This is a genomic window from Acidovorax sp. SDU_ACID1 (assembly GCF_045291395.1).
Lineage (GTDB): Bacteria > Pseudomonadota > Gammaproteobacteria > Burkholderiales > Burkholderiaceae_C > MR-S7.
The window spans coordinates 1,072,978-1,089,246 of record NZ_CP152342.1; the positions used below are offsets into that span (position 1 = coordinate 1,072,978).

Annotated in this window: 13 protein-coding genes; all 13 read left to right on the plus strand. The window is 68.8% G+C overall.

The annotated features are described in order from the left end of the window. Positions 1-8: 8 nt before the first annotated feature. The 13 genes from AAG689_RS05240 (at position 9) to AAG689_RS05300 (ending at position 16,235) form a co-directional block, all read left to right on the plus strand. On the plus strand, positions 9-1,541 hold the full coding sequence (locus AAG689_RS05240; protein WP_406625026.1) for a PepSY domain-containing protein: 1,533 nt from the start codon (positions 9-11) through the stop codon (positions 1,539-1,541). A gap of 43 nt (positions 1,542-1,584) precedes the next feature. Then, positions 1,585-2,377 (plus strand): IS5 family transposase gene (locus AAG689_RS05245; protein WP_406625027.1). Its coding sequence is split into 2 segments (ribosomal slippage): positions 1,585-1,844 and positions 1,843-2,377, totalling 795 coding nucleotides; the frame shifts between segments, so codons are not numbered across the junction. 63 nt (positions 2,378-2,440) lie between these two features. Next, positions 2,441-3,222, plus strand: a protein-coding gene (locus tag AAG689_RS05250) for an IS5 family transposase (RefSeq protein WP_406625028.1) whose coding sequence is annotated in 2 segments (ribosomal slippage) — positions 2,441-3,146 and positions 3,146-3,222 — 783 coding nt in all. Because the reading frame shifts where the segments join, the coding sequence is not laid out codon by codon here. Positions 3,223-3,235: 13 nt separating this feature from the next. Then, the gene (locus AAG689_RS05255; protein ID WP_406625029.1) at positions 3,236-3,799 is read left to right on the plus strand and encodes a TonB-dependent receptor domain-containing protein; all 564 of its coding nucleotides are present in this window, start codon (positions 3,236-3,238) and stop codon (positions 3,797-3,799) included. Then, positions 3,738-3,893 (plus strand): hypothetical protein, encoded by a 156-nt coding sequence (locus AAG689_RS05260; RefSeq protein ID WP_406625030.1) that lies wholly within the window; start codon positions 3,738-3,740, stop codon positions 3,891-3,893. The genes AAG689_RS05255 and AAG689_RS05260 overlap by 62 nt, the downstream gene beginning before the upstream one ends. Positions 3,894-3,990: 97 nt before the next feature. Next, complete coding sequence (locus tag AAG689_RS05265) at positions 3,991-4,506, plus strand: sigma-70 family RNA polymerase sigma factor (protein ID WP_406625031.1); 516 nt, start codon at positions 3,991-3,993, stop codon at positions 4,504-4,506. After that, positions 4,503-5,480, plus strand: coding sequence for a FecR domain-containing protein (locus AAG689_RS05270; protein ID WP_406625032.1), 978 nt, complete (start codon positions 4,503-4,505; stop codon positions 5,478-5,480). The genes AAG689_RS05265 and AAG689_RS05270 overlap by 4 nt, the downstream gene beginning before the upstream one ends. Before the next feature lie 98 nt (positions 5,481-5,578). After that, positions 5,579-7,981: a TonB-dependent siderophore receptor gene (locus AAG689_RS05275; protein ID WP_406625033.1), complete on the plus strand. Its 2,403-nt coding sequence runs from the start codon at positions 5,579-5,581 to the stop codon at positions 7,979-7,981. A gap of 102 nt (positions 7,982-8,083) precedes the next feature. Next, the gene (locus tag AAG689_RS05280) at positions 8,084-8,593 is read left to right on the plus strand and encodes a sigma-70 family RNA polymerase sigma factor (protein ID WP_406625034.1); all 510 of its coding nucleotides are present in this window, start codon (positions 8,084-8,086) and stop codon (positions 8,591-8,593) included. After that, complete coding sequence (locus AAG689_RS05285; RefSeq protein ID WP_406625035.1) at positions 8,590-9,570, plus strand: FecR family protein; 981 nt, start codon at positions 8,590-8,592, stop codon at positions 9,568-9,570. The genes AAG689_RS05280 and AAG689_RS05285 overlap by 4 nt, the downstream gene beginning before the upstream one ends. Positions 9,571-9,811: 241 nt before the next feature. Further along, a complete protein-coding gene (locus tag AAG689_RS05290) occupies positions 9,812-12,283 on the plus strand; it encodes a TonB-dependent siderophore receptor (protein WP_406625036.1) in 2,472 nt (823 codons plus the stop codon). 68 nt (positions 12,284-12,351) lie between these two features. Next, positions 12,352-13,689, plus strand: a complete 1,338-nt coding sequence (locus AAG689_RS05295; RefSeq protein ID WP_406625037.1) for a sigma-70 family RNA polymerase sigma factor — start codon at positions 12,352-12,354, stop codon at positions 13,687-13,689. A gap of 83 nt (positions 13,690-13,772) precedes the next feature. After that, positions 13,773-16,235, plus strand: a complete 2,463-nt coding sequence (locus AAG689_RS05300; RefSeq protein ID WP_406625038.1) for a TonB-dependent siderophore receptor — start codon at positions 13,773-13,775, stop codon at positions 16,233-16,235. The last annotated feature ends 34 nt before the right edge of the window (positions 16,236-16,269 follow it).

Genomic DNA, 16,269 nt, shown 5'->3' on the forward strand with positions numbered 1-16,269 from the left:
GCGCGGCGATGCGAACCCACGCGAAGCGCTGGCTGTTCCTGATCCACCGCTGGCTGGGCATCGTCGCCTGCGCCTTCTTCGCGATGTGGTTCGTCTCGGGCGTGGTCATGATGTACGTGGGCTATCCCAAGCTCACGGAGACCGAGCGGCTGCAGCATCTGCTGCCGCTGGGCACGGGCAGCGGGCTCATGGCGCCGCGCGAGGCGCTGGACGCGGCCGGCGTCGCCGGGCCGCTCAAGGAACTGCGGCTGTCCGCGTCCAGCGGCGGCCGCGCGGTCTACCTCGCGGTGCCGCTGGGGGCTGGCTCCGCCGCGGGCATGCGCAGGGTATCGCCGGGCAGCGGCGTGGTCACGATCGACGCTCGCAGCGGTGCCCGCCTGCAGGCTGTCGATGCGCCGCTCGCGCTGGCGAGCGCCGCGAGCTATGCCGGCCCCGGGGTGGGGCTGGACTACCGGGGCACGGTCGGCGAGGACGCCTTCACCCACTCCCGGGGCCTTGATGCACATCGGCCGCTGCACCGCGTGCAACTGGCCGATGCGGATGCCACGCTACTCTATGTGTCGAGCCGCACCGGAGAAGTGGTGCGTGATGCGCCCCGTGCCGAGCGGCTGTGGAACTACGCCGGTGCCTGGATCCACTGGCTGTACCCATTCCGGGGCAATGCTTTCGACCGCTACTGGGCCGACATCGTGAACTGGCTGTCGATCCTCGGCATCGCGATGGCGCTGACCGGCACCATCGTCGGCGTGCTGCGCTGGCGCTTCACGCAGCCCTATCGCAGTGGTTCGCGCTCACCCTACCAGGGGCGCATGATGCGCTGGCATCACATCTCGGGGCTGCTGTTCGCGCTCGTGACCATCACCTGGATCTTCAGCGGGCTGATGTCGATGAACCCCTGGCGCGTTTTCGACAACGGGGCGCGGCCACTGCGCACCGAAGCGCTGCAGGGGGGCCCACTGGTGGTCACGGCGCAGGACGCCGCGCCGCAGGCGCTGCTGGCTGCGACCGGCGGCGCGGTGCGTGAGCTGCGCTGGGTGCGCACGCTGGGCCAGACCACGGTGCTCGCCCAGGGCGCCATCGGCAGGCCCACGTTGCTCGACAGCCATACCGCGTTGGCCCGCGCCTTCGACCCCGAAGCGCTGAGGGTGGCCGCGGCACGGCTGCTGCCCGATGCGGTCGCACGCATCGAGGCGCTGGCGGCCTACGACCTCTACTACTACGCACGCGAGGCGCACACGATGACCGGGGGCGCCGACAAGCCGCTGCCCATCCTGCGGGTGGTCTTCGATGACGCGCATGCCACCTGGGTTCACGTCGATCCCCACACAGGCGCCGTGCTGGGCCGCACAGACAGCAGCCGGCGCGTCAGCCGCTGGCTGTTTGCCATGCTGCACAGTTGGGACTGGCTGCCTTTGCTGGAGCGCCGTCCGCTGTGGGACAGCGTGCTGATCGTCCTGAGTCTGGGGGGCACGATTCTCAGCCTGACTGGTGTGGTGATCGGCTGGCGCAGGCTAGGCGTGAAGATGCGTGCTATGCGCTGAGAGCCTGTTCAAAGTCTCCCCGAGGGCGTGAGAATCTCGGGGAGTGAGAAAGAACTATCCGAGCGACATCAGTCGCGAACAATTCGAGACCATCAAGCCACTCTTGGAGAGCGCGCGCAGGAAGACTGCGCCGCGCAGAGTGGAACTTTACGAGGTGTTCTGTGCAGTGCTGTACCTGCTCAGAAGCGGTTGCCAGTGGCGCATGCTTCCCGAGGATTTTCCCAAGTGGCGCATGGTGCATGCGTACTTTGCCATCTTGAGCGAGCCGCGCGAAGGCGGTAGCTTGCTGGAGCAGGCCTTAAAAAAATCAGGTTGGCGTGGCCCGCGAGAGACTGGGGCGCAACGCCTCAAGCGCGTTCTTGATAATGGACGCGCAGAGCGTGAAGAACACGGACACGGCGGCTTCGAAGGGCTATGACGCGGGCAAGAAGGTCTCGGGCATCAAGCGCCACATTGCAGTGGACACCCAAGGGCTGCCGCATGCCATTGAGGTGACCACGGCAGAAGTGACAGATCGCAAAGGGGCGCTACAGGCACTGCAGCGCTGCATACCTGCTTTGGGCCGGGTGCAAGGTCTGCTGTGTGACAGCGGCTATGTGGGTAAACCGTTCGCCCAGGGCGTCCAAGACATTCTGGGCGGACACGTCAGCGTGCAAATTGCCAGGCGCAGTGAACTGCATACGTTCAAGGTGATGCCCCAGCGCAGGGTGGTCGAGCGCAGCTTCCCGTGGCTGGAGAAGAACAGGCAGTTGTGGAAGAACTGCGAGAGACGGCTCAACACCAGCCTGCAGTTCATCCACTTGGCGTTCTTGGCTCTACTGCTCAAAAGACTTTGAACGGGCTCTAAGATCCGCTAACGAAACCTATCATTCGCCCCAGTTCAAGAATTGTTGAGGCGGATGGCAGTCAAGAAGGAAGTGAGCGCAGCGCTGTGGTCGGGGATACAGCCTCTGCTGCCGGATGTCTCGAAGTCGCCACGCGGAGGCCGTCCCCGGCTGAGCAATGAACTCGCGCTCAACGGCATCTTGTTCGTGTTGCGCACGGGCACACCCTGGGAGTATCTGCCTCAAGAACTGGGCTTTGGCAGCGGCATGACGTGCTGGCGCCGGCTGCGAGAGTGGCAGGCCGCAGGGGTGTGGCACCAACTGCATCTGCTGTTGCTGGCCGAATTGCGAGGTGCCGGCCGGCTGGACTTCAGTCGGGTCAGCCTGGACGGGGCCAGTGTGTCCAACTCCGGGGGGATCGTACACGGGGCCCAACCGACCGACAGGGGCAAGCTCGGCAGCAAGCGCCACCTCGTCACGGACCGGCAGGGTATCCCACTGAGGTTCTGCGTCACGGGCGCCAACCGGCATGACTCGGTGGTGTTGGAGGAACTCGTGGACGCCATCCCTCGCGTCGCGGGCAAGCGCGGCCGACCGCGCAGCCGGCCCGACAAGCTGCACGCCGACAAGGGCTACGACTTCAGGCAAAGAGGCATCCAAAGCCGCATCGCTCGCCGGGGCGTCGAGCGCAATGACCGGCTCGGGCGTCATCGCTGGGTAGTGGAGCGCACGCACGCCTGGCTGGCGGCCTTCGGCAAGTTGCGCATTCGCTTCGAGCGCACTGCCAGACTCATGTCGCCCTGCTTAGCCTCGCCTGTTGCGTCATCTGCGCTCGTACTCTGCCAGCCTTTTGTTAGCGGCTCTAAGCCAATGCATGGGAGCATTACTGAAGTGGGTGTGAAAGGCGAACTGCTGAATGGCCGGCTCAACACGTCCTTCGCGCTATACCGCGTGGTTCAGAAGGATCGTGCGGTACGAGACAGTCGCTACCCGGCTAGCGAAACGCTGTTCGCCGGTGCGTGCTGTTACGTCAACTCTGGCGAGGTGGTGAGTCAAGGCTTGGACGTGGAGATCAACGGCGAAGTCGCACAGGGTGTGAACTTGTATGCCGGCTACACCTACAACCACAACCGCAACAAGACCGAGAACGCAGTATTCAGCACCATTACGCCAAAACACTCGTTGAAGTTCTTCGGTGCTTGGCAATTGCCTGGCGAGGCCTCGGCCTGGAAGATCGGCGGCGGCGCCACGATCAACAGCAAGCAGTATGTGACAGGCACGGCTGCCACCTGGAATGCCGCCGCGCAGAACTGGAGCGGCGCGCTTCGGCACCGTTCGCCTAACCCAGGGCGGCTATGCAGTCTGGAATCTCATGGCCGAATATCGCTTCGATCCGCGCTGGACGTTGACGCTCAATGTCAGCAATCTATTTGACAAGTGGTACTACCGGACGGTAGGCAGCTCTGCCTTGGGCAACTATTACGGCGAACCCCGCAACGTACTGTTGACGCTGCGTGGCTGGTTCTGAGGCACAGAACGGGCGATGACGGTGAACGTGCATCACTACAATGAGATCGATTCTTATTTGTATTGTTCCGCTGCGCGCGTTTGTGCATCGGCCGCCCATGTCCACCGTCGAACCTTCCCTGCACCGCGCAGTCGCCATTCTCTACATTGATCACCATAGCTGGCTGCAGGGCTGGCTGCGCCGCCGGCTGAACCATGCCGGCGATGTGGCCGACCTAGCGCAAGACACCTTCGTGCGCCTGCTCACCGCGCCCGCCGCGCCGGCCGATGCCCCGCTGCGGGAGCCGCGCGCCTACCTGGCCACGGTGGCGCGTCGGCTGCTGCTCAACCACCTGCGCCGCCAGTCGCTGGAACAGGCTTACCTGCAGGCGCTCGCCGCGCTGCCCGAGCCCCGGGCGCCGTCGCCCGAGCAGCAGATGCTGGTGCTGCAGGCGCTGCAGGAGATCGACGCCATGCTCGACGGCCTGCCGCCCAAGGTGCGCGCGGTTTTCATCCTGTCCCAGGTCGAGGGCCTCACCTATGCGGCCATCGCCGCCGAGCTGGGCATCGGCCTGCGCTCGGTCAAGCGCTACATGGCCCAGGCCATGGCCGAATGCATCCTGCTGTCCGCATGAGTGCCGCGGATGCCGCCGCGCCGCTGTCGCGCCAGGTGGCGCTGCAGGCGGCCGAATGGTTCGTGCTGCTGCATTCGGACGAAGCCAGCGCCTCGGACCGGCAGGCCTTCGAGGCTTGGTACGCCCAGGATCCCGACCACGCCCGCGCCTGGCAGCGCGCCCTGGCCGTGAGCCGGCAGGCCGGCAGCGTGCCGTCCGCGCTCGGCGCCCCGGTGCTGGGCCGCGCCCGGCACCGCACCGGCCGCCGCGAGGCCGTGCGCGCGCTGGCGCTGTTGATGGTGGCTGCGCCGGCCGGCTGGCTGGCCTGGCGCCATGCGCCGCAGTGGACGGCCACGCATGCCACGGCCACGGGCGAGCGGAGCGAGTGGCGGCTGGCCGACGGCAGCCGCATCGTGCTCGACACGGCCAGCGCGGTGGATATCGAATTTGATAGCGGCCAGCGCTTGCTGCGCCTGCGCTCGGGGGCAATCTGGGTTGAAACCGCGCCCGACCCGCAGACCCCCGCGCGCGCACTGGCGGTGGAGACACCGCAGGGCCGCGTGCGCGCCATCGGCACGCGCTTCGCCGTGCGGCTGGAGGCCGCACGTAGCCGTGTGGCCGTACTGCAGGGTGCCGTGGAGGTGGCGCCGCGCGCGGGCGCGGCCGTGCAGCGCCTGCAGGCCGGCCAGCAGGCCTGGTTCGACCCCTGGGAGGTGTCGGCCGCCGAGCCCGCGCCCGCCAGCGCGGGCCAGTGGGCGCGCGGCGTGCTCGCGGTGGACGACATGCGGCTGGACGACTTCGCGGCGGAGCTGGCGCGCTACCGGCGCGGCTGGCTGCACTGCGACCCGGCCGTGGCCGGGCTGCGCATCACGGGCGCCTTCCAGCTCGGGGACACCGGCGCCGTGCTCGGCAACCTCACGCACCTGCTGCCCGTGCAGGTGCTCTACCGCACGCGCTACTGGGTCACGATCGCGCCAGCGGGTGCGGAGCGCTGAAAAAACGGCCCTGCGCTGGCCCCTTTGCGCTTCGGGGCGTGTCCTGTTCGATGGCAAGCAATTTCATCGACCGGCATTTCCCGAAGGAAACACAGACCATGGCCTCCCAGCCCAGCGCACCTTTTACCCTTCATCCCATCGCCCAGGCCGGCCTGGCCGTGCTGATGGCCGTGGGCCTCGCGGCCACGGCCCTGCCGGGCGCGGCCCAGGCCCAGCAGGCGGTGCAGGCGCCCGCGGCGGCGCAGCGCCAGTTCCAGGTGCCGCCGGGGCCGCTGGCCGGGGCGCTGACGGCTTTTTCCGCCGATGCGGGCGTGAACGTGAGCGCGCCGCCCGCGCTGGTGCAGGGCAAGCGCACGGCGGGACTGCAGGGCCGCTACACGGTGCGCGAGGCGCTGGAGCGGCTGCTCTCCGGCTCCGGCCTGCAGGCGCAGGCCGCAGCAGGGCAGGGCGGCTATGTGCTGGCGCCTGCGCCCGCGTTGCGGCCATCCGCGGCTGCCGCCAACACCGCCACCTTGTCGACGGTCACCGTCACCTCGCAGCGCGATGCGGCGGAAGGTCTGTATGCCGCTCAAAGCCGTGCCTCGGGCACCAAGCTGGGCACCACGCTGATGGAAACGCCGCGTTCCATCTCCATCGTGAGCCAGGAGCAGCTCAAGACCCAGGCGCCCAAGAGCATCGAGCAAGCACTGTCGTATACGGCCGGCGTGTCCACCGAGGTCACCAGCGCCGATGTGCGCATGACCGGCGCCATCATCCGCGGCTTCAGCGACGGGAGCTCCTATTACAAGGACGGCCTGCGCCAGTTCGCGGCCGGCACATATGGTTCGTTGAACGACGAGATCGATGAGCTCGAAAGCATCGAGGTGATCAAGGGCCCGGCCTCGGTGCTTTTCGGGCAAGGCCGGACGGGCGGGGTGGTCAACGTCGTGTCCAAGCGGCCCGAAGCCGATCATGTGAACAGTGTGGGCGTGACCTATGGCCGCTACCACCGCGCACAGCTCACCGCTGACCTGGGCGGCACGCTGGACGAGGCGGGCGACGTGCTCTACCGCCTCAATCTCAAGGGCCGTGACAGCGATGGCCGTACCGTGGGCGCGCGCGACGACCGTATCTCGGTTGCCCCGTCGCTGCGCTGGAGGCTCTCAGGCCAGACCCAATTGACCGTGCTGGGCAGCTACTCGCGCGAACGCGGCACGCCAAAGTCCTGGTGGCCCAGCCTGTTCACCTACCCGCAAATCAAGGACGTGCCTGCACGCCTGACGGCCGGCGATCCGGCCTTCGACCGCTTCGACCGCGACACGAAATCGTTGGGCTATGAGCTGGGCCACCAGACCGACAGCGGCTGGCAGCTGACGCAGAACCTGCGCTACTCCACCATCGACATCGACTACCGCCATATCTACGCCATGGATGTGCTGGCCGACGGCCGCAGCATCTCGCGCGCCAACCTGGCCCAGCGCACCAAGGGCACCACCCTGGCCGTGGACAGCCGCGCGCAGAAGGATCTGCGCTGGGACGCGGTTCAGCACCGCCTGGTCGTGGGCGTGGACCACAACCGCTACAAGGAGCGCGGTGGCTTGGGTTTTGGCTGGGACGTGCCCAACCTGGACCTGAACCATCCGGTCTACGGCCAGACCATTGCCATGCCCGAACTGGAGGACAGCCGTTCCACCCTGCGCCAGACGGGCATCTATACGCTCAATCAGTTCCAGTGGAACCGCTGGATCGCCAAGCTGAGCCTGCGCCACGACACGGCCCGCACCACGCAAGGCAGCATGACCCAGCCGCGTATGTCCGACAGCGCCAACACGGGCAGCGCGGGTGTGCTCTATCAGTTCGACAGCGGCTGGGCGCCGTACGCCAGCTACGCCACGTCCTTCGACCCGACCACGGGCCTGGCCTATGACGGCAGCGCGTTCGCACCGCGCCGTGGCAAGCAGTACGAGGTGGGTGTGAAGTACCAGCCCGCAGGCAGCGACACCTTGCTCACGGCCTCGGTGTTCGACCTGCGCCAGACGAACGTGACCACGCAGGACCCGGACCACCCGCGTTTCAGCATCCAGACCGGCGAAGTGCGATCCACCGGCGTGGAACTGGAGGGACGTGCAGGCCTGACACGCGAGCTCAGTGCCCTTGCCAGCTATACCTACCTTGATCCGCGCACCACGCAGAGCACGTGCGCTGCGGAAATCGGCCGTCAGACCCTGCAAACCACACGCCACATGGCCAGCGTCTGGCTGGACTACCGTCCGCACGCAGTGCCAGGCCTGATGGTCGCGGGCGGCCTGCGCTACAAGGGACGTTCACCCTACAACGTCGCGTCCGACGGCAGCCTCAACTTCAATGACGCCGTAACCTTGGCCGATCTGGCCGTGGCCTACGAGACGCCCCAGTACCGCATCGCGCTGAACGTCAACAACCTGTTCAACAAGACCTACTACGCGGGCATCTTCCGTGGCGTGGACCGCGAGGCGACCCTGAGCTTCAAGTACTACTGGTAGGCACTGCCGCGGGTTCCGGGGGCTGCCGGCGGTCCCAATAGAATAAGAATGATTCTTGTTTTATTGTGGGCCAGCAGTCCCGCAGTCACGCCGGGAACCGCCATGCCCTCCGCCCACAGCCCCCTCCACCGCGAAATCGCCACCCTCTACACCGACCACCACGGCTGGCTGCAGGGCTGGCTGCGCAAGAAGCTCGGCGACGTGCACCAGGCGGCCGACCTGGCGCACGACACCTTCGTGCGCCTGCTGGCGCGCGAGGAGCCCGTGCAGGCGCGCGAGCCGCGCGCCTTCCTGACCACCGTGGCGCAGCGCGTGGTGGCCAACCACTACCGGCGCCAGCAACTGGAGCGCGCCTACCTGGAGGCGCTGGCCCAGGCGCCGCAGGCCGCCGCGCTGTCGCCCGAGGAGCGCGCGCTGCTGCTGGAGGCGCTGGACGAAATCGACCGCCTGCTCGACGGCCTGCCCGCGCCCGTGCGGCGCGCGTTCCTGATGGCCCAGCTCGACGGCATGAAGCAGGCCGACATCGCCCGCGCGCTCGGCGTGTCGCTCACCACCGTCAAGCGCTACCTGGTGCAGGCGGGCATGCGCTGCTACTTCGCGGTGGCGCCGTGACGGTGCCGCCCGCGGTGGCGCGCCGCGCCGTCGAATGGTGGCTGCTGCTGCAGGACGGAGACCTGCCCGAGTCCCTGCGGCGCGCGTGGCAGGCCTGGCGCGCGGCCGATGCGCTGCACGAGCAGGCCTGGCAGCACATCGCCGCCGTCAACGAACGGCTGGCGGGCCTGGCCGCGCCGCAGCAGGCGGCCATCGCGCGCGCGGCGCTGGCGCCGCGCGGCCCGGCGCGCCGCCGCGTGGCGCAGACCCTGGCCGTGCTGGCCTTCGGCGCGGGCGTGGCGTGGCAACTGGAGCAGCGCACGCCCTGGCGCACCTGGGTGACCGACGTGCGCACGGCGCGCGGCGAGCGCCGCCGCCTGGTGCTGGAAGACGGGACGCAGCTCGTGCTCAACGGTGCCAGTGCGCTCGACATCGCCTACGGCCCCGCATTGCGCCGCCTGCGCCTGCTGGAGGGCGAGGTGCTCATCACCACCGCGCCCGACAGCCACCAGCCCGCGCGCGGCTTCGCCGTGCAGACCGCCGCCGGCGAGGCCCAGGCCCTGGGCACGCGCTTCGCCGTGCGCGCGCTGGCCGGGGGCGATACGTGGGTCGGCGTGTTCGAGGGCGCCGTGCGCCTCACGCCGCGCGACGCCGCCGCCAGCGCGCTGGTGCTGCCCGCGGGCCGGCAGGCCACGCTGCAGGCGCAGGGCGTGTCGGCCCCGGCCGCCGTGCACGAGGACAGCACGGCCTGGACCGAGGGCATGCTGGTCGCACGCGGCCTGCCGCTGCCCGACCTGCTGGCCGCGCTGCAGCCCTACAGCGCGGCGCGGCTGGTCTGCGCGCCCGAGGTGGCGCACCTGCGGGTGTCAGGCACCTACCCGCTCGACGACGTGCCGCGCGTGCTGGCCGCGCTCGGTGCCCTGCCCGGGCTGCGGGTGCGCACGCTCGCGCGCTGGTGGGGGCGGCAGGAGGTGGTGGCCGAAGCCGCGCCCCGGTGACTCTGCAAAAAAGAGAGCTGCTCGCGCTTGCTATTCCTGGGTTTCAGTACAAAAACCTATTGGATTCTTTGACTGGCAAGCGCGAGCAGCTCTCTTTTTTGATAGTGGCACTCGCCGTTGCGAAAAAATTGCGCGCGCGGTGGGCTGTTTTGGCAACTCGCGGGACATGGAAGGGGAGTGCGGCCCCGCGCCGCGCCCGCCCGGCGCGCAGGCGCCTTGCCCTTCCTTCCTCCTGACCACCATGGCCCCTCTTTCAGCCCCCCGTTTTCCGCTCTACCCGCAGGCCCGAGCCTGCCGCAGCCTCGTGCTGGCGCTGGCCTGCGCCAGCCTGGGCGGCAGCCTGCATGCCCAGGCGCCCGGCGCATCCTCCGGTGCCGAAGCGGCACGCAGCTACAGCATTCCCGCCGGTCCGCTCGAAGACGCGCTCAACCGGTTCGGGCGCGACTCGGGCCTGCTGCTGTCCTTCACCCAGGACCAGGTGCAGCGCCTGCGCAGCCCGGGGGTGCAGGGCAGCCACACGGCGCGCAGCGGCCTGGACGCCTTGCTGCGGGGCACGGGGCTGGAGGCTGCGGCGCAGGCGCAGGGCGGCTACGTGCTGCGCGCGGCGCCCCGGGTCCGGCAGACGGCGCCTTACGGCGGCGATGCCGCGCTGCCGGAGGTGCGGGTAACGGCCGAGGCGGTCTCCAGCCCCATCACCGAGCAGACCGGTTCGTACACCACCCGGGCGCTGTCCATCGGCAAGATGCAGCAGTCGATCCGCGAAACACCGCAGTCGGTGACGGTGGTGACGCGCCAGCAGATGGACGACCAGCGCATGACGGCGATCGAGGACGTGATCGTGCAGACCACCGGCGCCAGCAAATCGCAGCGCAACTTCGGTTCGCACACCTACACCATGCGCGGCTTCGTCATCCCCGACGACAACTACCTGATGGACGGCGTCTCCAGCGGCGCGCTCAGCCCGACGGGCTGGGTCCCGATGGACTCCGCCATCTTCGACCGCGTCGAGGTGCTGCGCGGCGCGGGCGCCCTGGCGGTGGGCGCCGGCGACCCGAGCGGCGTGGTCAACATGGTGCGCAAGCGCCCGCGCGCCGAGGCGCATTTCGAGATCGCGCAAAGCATCGGCTCGTGGAACAACTACCGCACCGAGATCGATACCGGCGGCCCGATCAACGCTGCCGGCACGGTACGCGGCCGCGTGGTCGCGGCGTATACCGACCGCGACTATTTCTATGACGTGGCCCACACCCGAGAGCCCTTGTTCTATGGCGTCATCGACGCCGACCTGGGCAGCCGCACCAGGCTCACCGGCGGCTACCGCCACCAAACGGTGGACACGCCGGGCTACACCATCTACGGCCTGCCCAGCTACACCACGGGCGCCTCGCTGAACCTGCCGCGCTCCACCTCGCTGGGGCAGAACTGGAACCGCCACAAGGCCCAGACCGACGACTTCTTCGCCGAACTGTCGCATGCGTTCGATGGCGCCTGGGTGGGCAAGATCACCGCCAACCACGGCAACAGCGACTACACGCAAAAACTGAGCACCGCCCGCGGTGCGATCGACCCCACGACCATGACCGGCGCCAGTACGGTGAGCCAGTATTTCTCTCGCCGTGATCTCGACTACAGCGGGTTGGACGCCAACCTGACCGGCAGCTTCCAGGCACTGGGCGGCACGCACAAGTTCCTGGTGGGCGCGATGTGGTCCCGGCAAGACACGTTCATCGGCAATACCACCGTGCCGCAACGCATTGCCGTCGACATCTTCAACTTCAACCATGGGCTGATCCCGGAGCCGGCCAACCCGGCGAGCTACGCCAACCGGCAACAGCAGCGGGTGGAGACCGCGGGCCTGTACGCTAGCACCCGCCTGGAGCTGGCCAAGAACCTGCACCTGAGCCTGGGCGGCCGGCTCAACTGGTACCAGTCCCGCACCGACAACCTGGTCACTGGCACGGTGCTCAACGACTACCAGGAAGACGCCCAACTCACGCCCTATGCAGGCCTGGTCTATGACCTGGATCCGAATTGGTCGGTCTACGCGAGCTACGCCGACACTTTCGTGACGCAGTCGCAATACCTCTCGGCCACGGGCGGCAGCTTCGACCCCGCCGTCGGCACCAACCTCGAAGCCGGCGTGAAGGGCGAGTTCTTCGATCGCAAGCTCAACGTGGCCTTCGCGGTGTTCGACATCAAGAAGCGCAACATGGCGCTGTACGACAACAGCACGCTGCCGTCATGCCCGGGCGGCATGATCATCACCACCGGTGATTGCTATCGCGCGGTCAGTGTGCGCAGCAAGGGCTTTGACGCCGAGGTCGGGGGCCAACTCGCACACGGCTGGCAGATTGCCGGTGGCTACACGTATCTGACGAGCAAGGACTCGTCGGGCGCGCCGCTCACCAGCGATGCACCACGCAACCTGCTGCGCGTATCCACCAGCTACAACCTGCCGGGCGATTGGTCCGCCTGGACCGTTGGTGCGAATGTGGCCGCGCAGAGCCGGGCCTATGTCGAGACGGTCAAGAACCCCGGCCACACCGTGCTGGACCTGCGCGCGTCCTACCGCATCAACCCGCACTGGACTGCGGCGCTCAACATCAACAACGTGACCGACAAGACCTACTGGTCGGCGATCGGCGGCACTATCGGCGGCAGCTATTACGGCGCCCCTCGCAACGCCACGCTGACCCTGCGCGGCGCGTTCTGACGGCGAGGCCGCGGGTGGCAAGGTGATATTGAGAATGATTCTCCTTACCATGGTTATGATGCCGCCCCATGGAACTGTCCGCCTCCTTCACCCGCGCGCTGCTGGCGGGCTTCGACCGCGCCTATGCCGACCTGCTGCGCGTGGCCACGCGCAGCACGGGCAGCCGCGAGGAGGCCGGCGACCTGGTGCACGACACCTGGCTCAGGCTGGCCGAGCATGCGCGCGGCCTGCCTGCCGAGCGGCACGGTGAAGCGCCCCAGGCACCGCGCGATGCCGCTGCCTACCTGGCCGTCATGGCGCAGCACATGGCGCTCGATGCGCAGCGCCGCCGCCAGCGCCACGGGCGCTACCTGGACGCGGCGGTCCTGCACGAGCAGCTGGCGCCCAGCCATGCGCCCGACGCGGCCGACTCCGTCATGTACCGCCAGGCGCTGGCCGCGCTGGAGGCGGCGCTGGCCGGCCTGCCCGCGCGCGGCCGCGCCGCCTTCGTCGCGCACCGCGTGCACGGCGAGCGCCAGCCCGAGATCGCCGCGCGGCTGGGGGTGTCGCTCAATACCGTGGAGCGCGACCTGATCCAGGCCCAGGCCTGCATCGAGGACGCGCTGCACCGCTGGCGCGGCACCCGGCCCGGCAGCGCCGACACCCGGCGCGCGGGCCGGCGGCGCAGCCTGGGCGCCTTGCTGGGGCTGGCCGGCATGGGCGTGGGAGGCAGCGTCGGCTGGCGGCAGTGGCAGCTCTACCGCGACACCCATGTGCAATGGCAGGCCCATTGGAGCAGCACGCGCGGCCAGTTGGCGCGGCACGGCCTGCCCGATGGCTCCAGCGTGCTGCTCGACGCCCAGAGCAGCGCCGAAGTCCGCTACTTCGCGGTGCGGCGCGCGGTGACGCTGGCGCACGGAGCCGCGTTCTTCGACGTGGCGCGCGACCCGGGGAGGCCCTTCACCGTGCAGGCGCGCGGCGTGCGCGTCACGGTGCTGGGCACGCGCTTCGGCGTGGAGGTCGCCGCGGGCGCCGATGGCCGGGAGCGCGTCACGGTGCAGGTGGAGTCCGGGCGCGTGCGCGTGGAGCCTGGCGCGGGCGGCCAGGCCTGCGAACTGGGCGCGGGCCAGGGCCTGCAGGTGGAGGGCGCCACTGTCACGCAGACCCAGGCGCCGCCCGGCGACGCGGCGCTGTGGCGCCATGGCGAGCTGGCCTTTGCTGGCAGCACGCTGGGCGAGGCGCTGCAGCGGCTGTCGCGCTATGCGCCGTTCACGCTGGCGGCCACACCGGAGGCGGCCCGCCTGCCGCTGAGCGGGCGCGTGCGCATCGCGCAGGCCCGTGCCTGGGTGAGGGCGCTGCCCCGTGCGCTGCCGGTGCAGGTGCGGCAGCAGGCCGATGGCGGTCTGCTGGTGGCAATGGCGCGGTAGTTTTTTTCAGGAATTTTCTCGGCCGGTCGTCTAGGCAGTGATCCCTTCGGATTTGCCATCACTCACTGTCAAGGACGAATTCCATGCCTTCGCTTTTCTTCCGTTTCCGCCGCGCCCCGCTGGCCCGGGCCGCACTGTGCCTGGGCCTGGCCCTGCCGCTGCACGCCGCCCTGGCCCAGACGGCGGCGCAGCCCGTGCGCTTCGATATCGCCGCGCAGCCGCTGGCCAGCGCGCTGGACCAGTTCGCGCGGCAGGCGGGGCTGCAACTGGTGTTCAAACCTGACCTGGCGGCCCAGCGCCAGGCGCCCGCCGTGCGCGGCGAGCTGCCGCTGCGCCAGGCGCTGGATGCGCTGCTTGCAGGCAGCGGCCTCGACGGCCAGGTGCGTGACGGCACGCTGACCGTCCAGCCTGCCGCGGACTCCAGCGGCAAGACCCTGGCCGAGGTGCGCGTGCTGGCCCGCCGCGCGGGCGATGGCACGACCGAAGGCACGGGCGCATATACCAGCCGCGTGACCAGCATCGCGTCGAAGACGGACCAGTCGTTCCGCGAGATTCCCCAGTCGGTGTCGGTGGTGACGCGCCAGCAGCTCGACGACCAGCGTGCGACCGACGTGACCGAGGCGCTCAAGCTCACGCCCGGCATCGTCGTGGCCAACACCGTGGGCGACTTCTATTCGCGCGGCTTCCAGGTCACCAGCATGCAGGTCGACGGCGGCGCGCCGCTGGCGCTGGGCGCCTACACCTACTCGCCGCAGCAGAACATGGCGTTCTACGACCGGGTGGAGGTGATGCGCGGCGCTTCGGGCCTGCTGGGCGGGGTGGGCGACCCGGGCGGCATCATCAACATCGTGCGCAAGAAGCCGCTGGCGCAGCGCCAGGTCAAGGTCGAGCTGTCGGCCGGCTCCTGGAGCCGGCGCGGCGTGGAGCTGGACGCCACCGGTCCGCTGGCCGAGGACGGCAGCGTGCGCGGGCGCGCCGTGCTGTCCTACCAGAAGGGCGACTCGTACATGGACTGGCGCAGCAGCGAAAAGCCCGCGCTGTACGGCGTGCTGGAGGCCGACCTGACGCCCGACACCCTGCTCACCGTGGGCGGCAGCTATGGCAAGCAGCACGAGAACGGCGACTATGCGGGCCTGCCGCGCTACACGGACGGCCGCAGCCTGGGCCTGCCGCGCAGCACCAACTTCACCCAGCCCTGGGCGTACTACGACTACGAGACCAAAGAGTTCTTTGCCCAGCTGGAGCACCGCTTCTCCAACGGCTGGAAGGCCAAGCTCAACGCCTCCCGCGTGGAAACGGAACTGGACCGCAACTGGGTCTACATGGGCGGCGCCATCCATCCGCAGACGCTGGCCGGCGCGGTATGGCGCGGCGGCCATATCCAGTCGGGCAACACGCAGGACATGGTCGATCTGAGCCTGGGCGGCACCTTCGGACTGATGGGCCGCACGCACGAGGTGCTGGTGGGCATGGACTGGCAGCGCGTGGACAGCTTCTGGCAGACCGGCAACTTCCCCGGCAGCGGCACGGTGGCGAGCAACCCGTTCGACCCCAGCGTCTGGACGCCGTCCACGGACACCTATTTCAATACCCGCTACGGCCCCTGGGGCCAGAAGCAGGTGGGCGGCTACGGCGTGCTGCGCCTGCACCCCACCGACCGGCTGCACGTGATCGTGGGCGCGCGGGCCAGCCGCTACGACTTCGCGCAGGCGATCTGGAGCATGGACGCCAGCGGCAACCGCATACCCTGGTCGGACACGCCCTTCAAGGAGCCCACCAAGGTCACGCCCTATGGCGGCGTGATCTACGACCTGGGTGGCCAATGGTCGGCCTATGCCAGCTATGCGTCCATCTTCAACCCGCAGGCGCTGAACATGGCGGGCCCGCCGCCGGGCACGCCGCTGCCGCCGGTCAAGGGGGCTAGCTACGAGGCCGGCCTCAAGGGTGAACTGATGGACGGCCGGTTGAACGCGACTTTCAGCATCTTCAACGTGGAGCGCACCGGCTCGGCCGCCGTGGACCCGAACTACGAGACCTCCAACAACCGCTGGAGCGGCAATTGCTGCTATATCGCCCAGGGCAAGGTGACGAGCCGCGGGTTCGACATGGAAGTGGGCGGGGAGGTGCGGCCGGGCTGGCAACTGGCTGCGGGTTATACCTTCAACAACACCAGGGACCACAGCACCGCGAAGACCTACAGCAGCATCACGCCGCGCCATCTGCTCAAGCTCTCCACGGCCTACACGCTGCCGGGTGCGCTATCGCAGTGGCGCGTGGGAGGCAGCGCCACCATCCAGAGCACCCACTACGTGAGCGGGACGGCGCTGTCTGCCAGCGGGGCGTCTGTGCCTTTCGACTTCACCCAGGACGGCTATGCGCTGTGGAACGCGATGGTGCAGTATCGGATCGACCCGCGCTGGACGCTGACGCTGAACGTCAACAACCTGTTCGACAAGACCTACTACCAGACCCTGGGAAGCACCTTCAGCAACAACCTCTATGGTGCGCCGCGCAACGCGATGCTGACGCTGCGCGGCTCGTTCTGAGCCATCTGGCAAGGGGCCGCGTCATTTGCGATGG

Bases quoted from the DNA above. Each gene is read 5' to 3' on its own strand.
- AAG689_RS05240 (WP_406625026.1), top strand. From the start codon at position 9: ATGCGAACCCACGCGAAGCGCTGGCTGTTCCTGATCCACCGCTGGCTG.
- AAG689_RS05255 (WP_406625029.1), top strand. From the start codon at position 3,236: ATGCATGGGAGCATTACTGAAGTGGGTGTGAAAGGCGAACTGCTGAAT.
- AAG689_RS05260 (WP_406625030.1), top strand. From the start codon at position 3,738: ATGGCCGAATATCGCTTCGATCCGCGCTGGACGTTGACGCTCAATGTC.
- AAG689_RS05265 (WP_406625031.1), top strand. From the start codon at position 3,991: ATGTCCACCGTCGAACCTTCCCTGCACCGCGCAGTCGCCATTCTCTAC.
- AAG689_RS05270 (WP_406625032.1), top strand. From the start codon at position 4,503: ATGAGTGCCGCGGATGCCGCCGCGCCGCTGTCGCGCCAGGTGGCGCTG.
- AAG689_RS05275 (WP_406625033.1), top strand. From the start codon at position 5,579: ATGGCCTCCCAGCCCAGCGCACCTTTTACCCTTCATCCCATCGCCCAG.
- AAG689_RS05280 (WP_406625034.1), top strand. From the start codon at position 8,084: ATGCCCTCCGCCCACAGCCCCCTCCACCGCGAAATCGCCACCCTCTAC.
- AAG689_RS05290 (WP_406625036.1), top strand. From the start codon at position 9,812: ATGGCCCCTCTTTCAGCCCCCCGTTTTCCGCTCTACCCGCAGGCCCGA.
- AAG689_RS05295 (WP_406625037.1), top strand. From the start codon at position 12,352: ATGGAACTGTCCGCCTCCTTCACCCGCGCGCTGCTGGCGGGCTTCGAC.
- AAG689_RS05300 (WP_406625038.1), top strand. From the start codon at position 13,773: ATGCCTTCGCTTTTCTTCCGTTTCCGCCGCGCCCCGCTGGCCCGGGCC.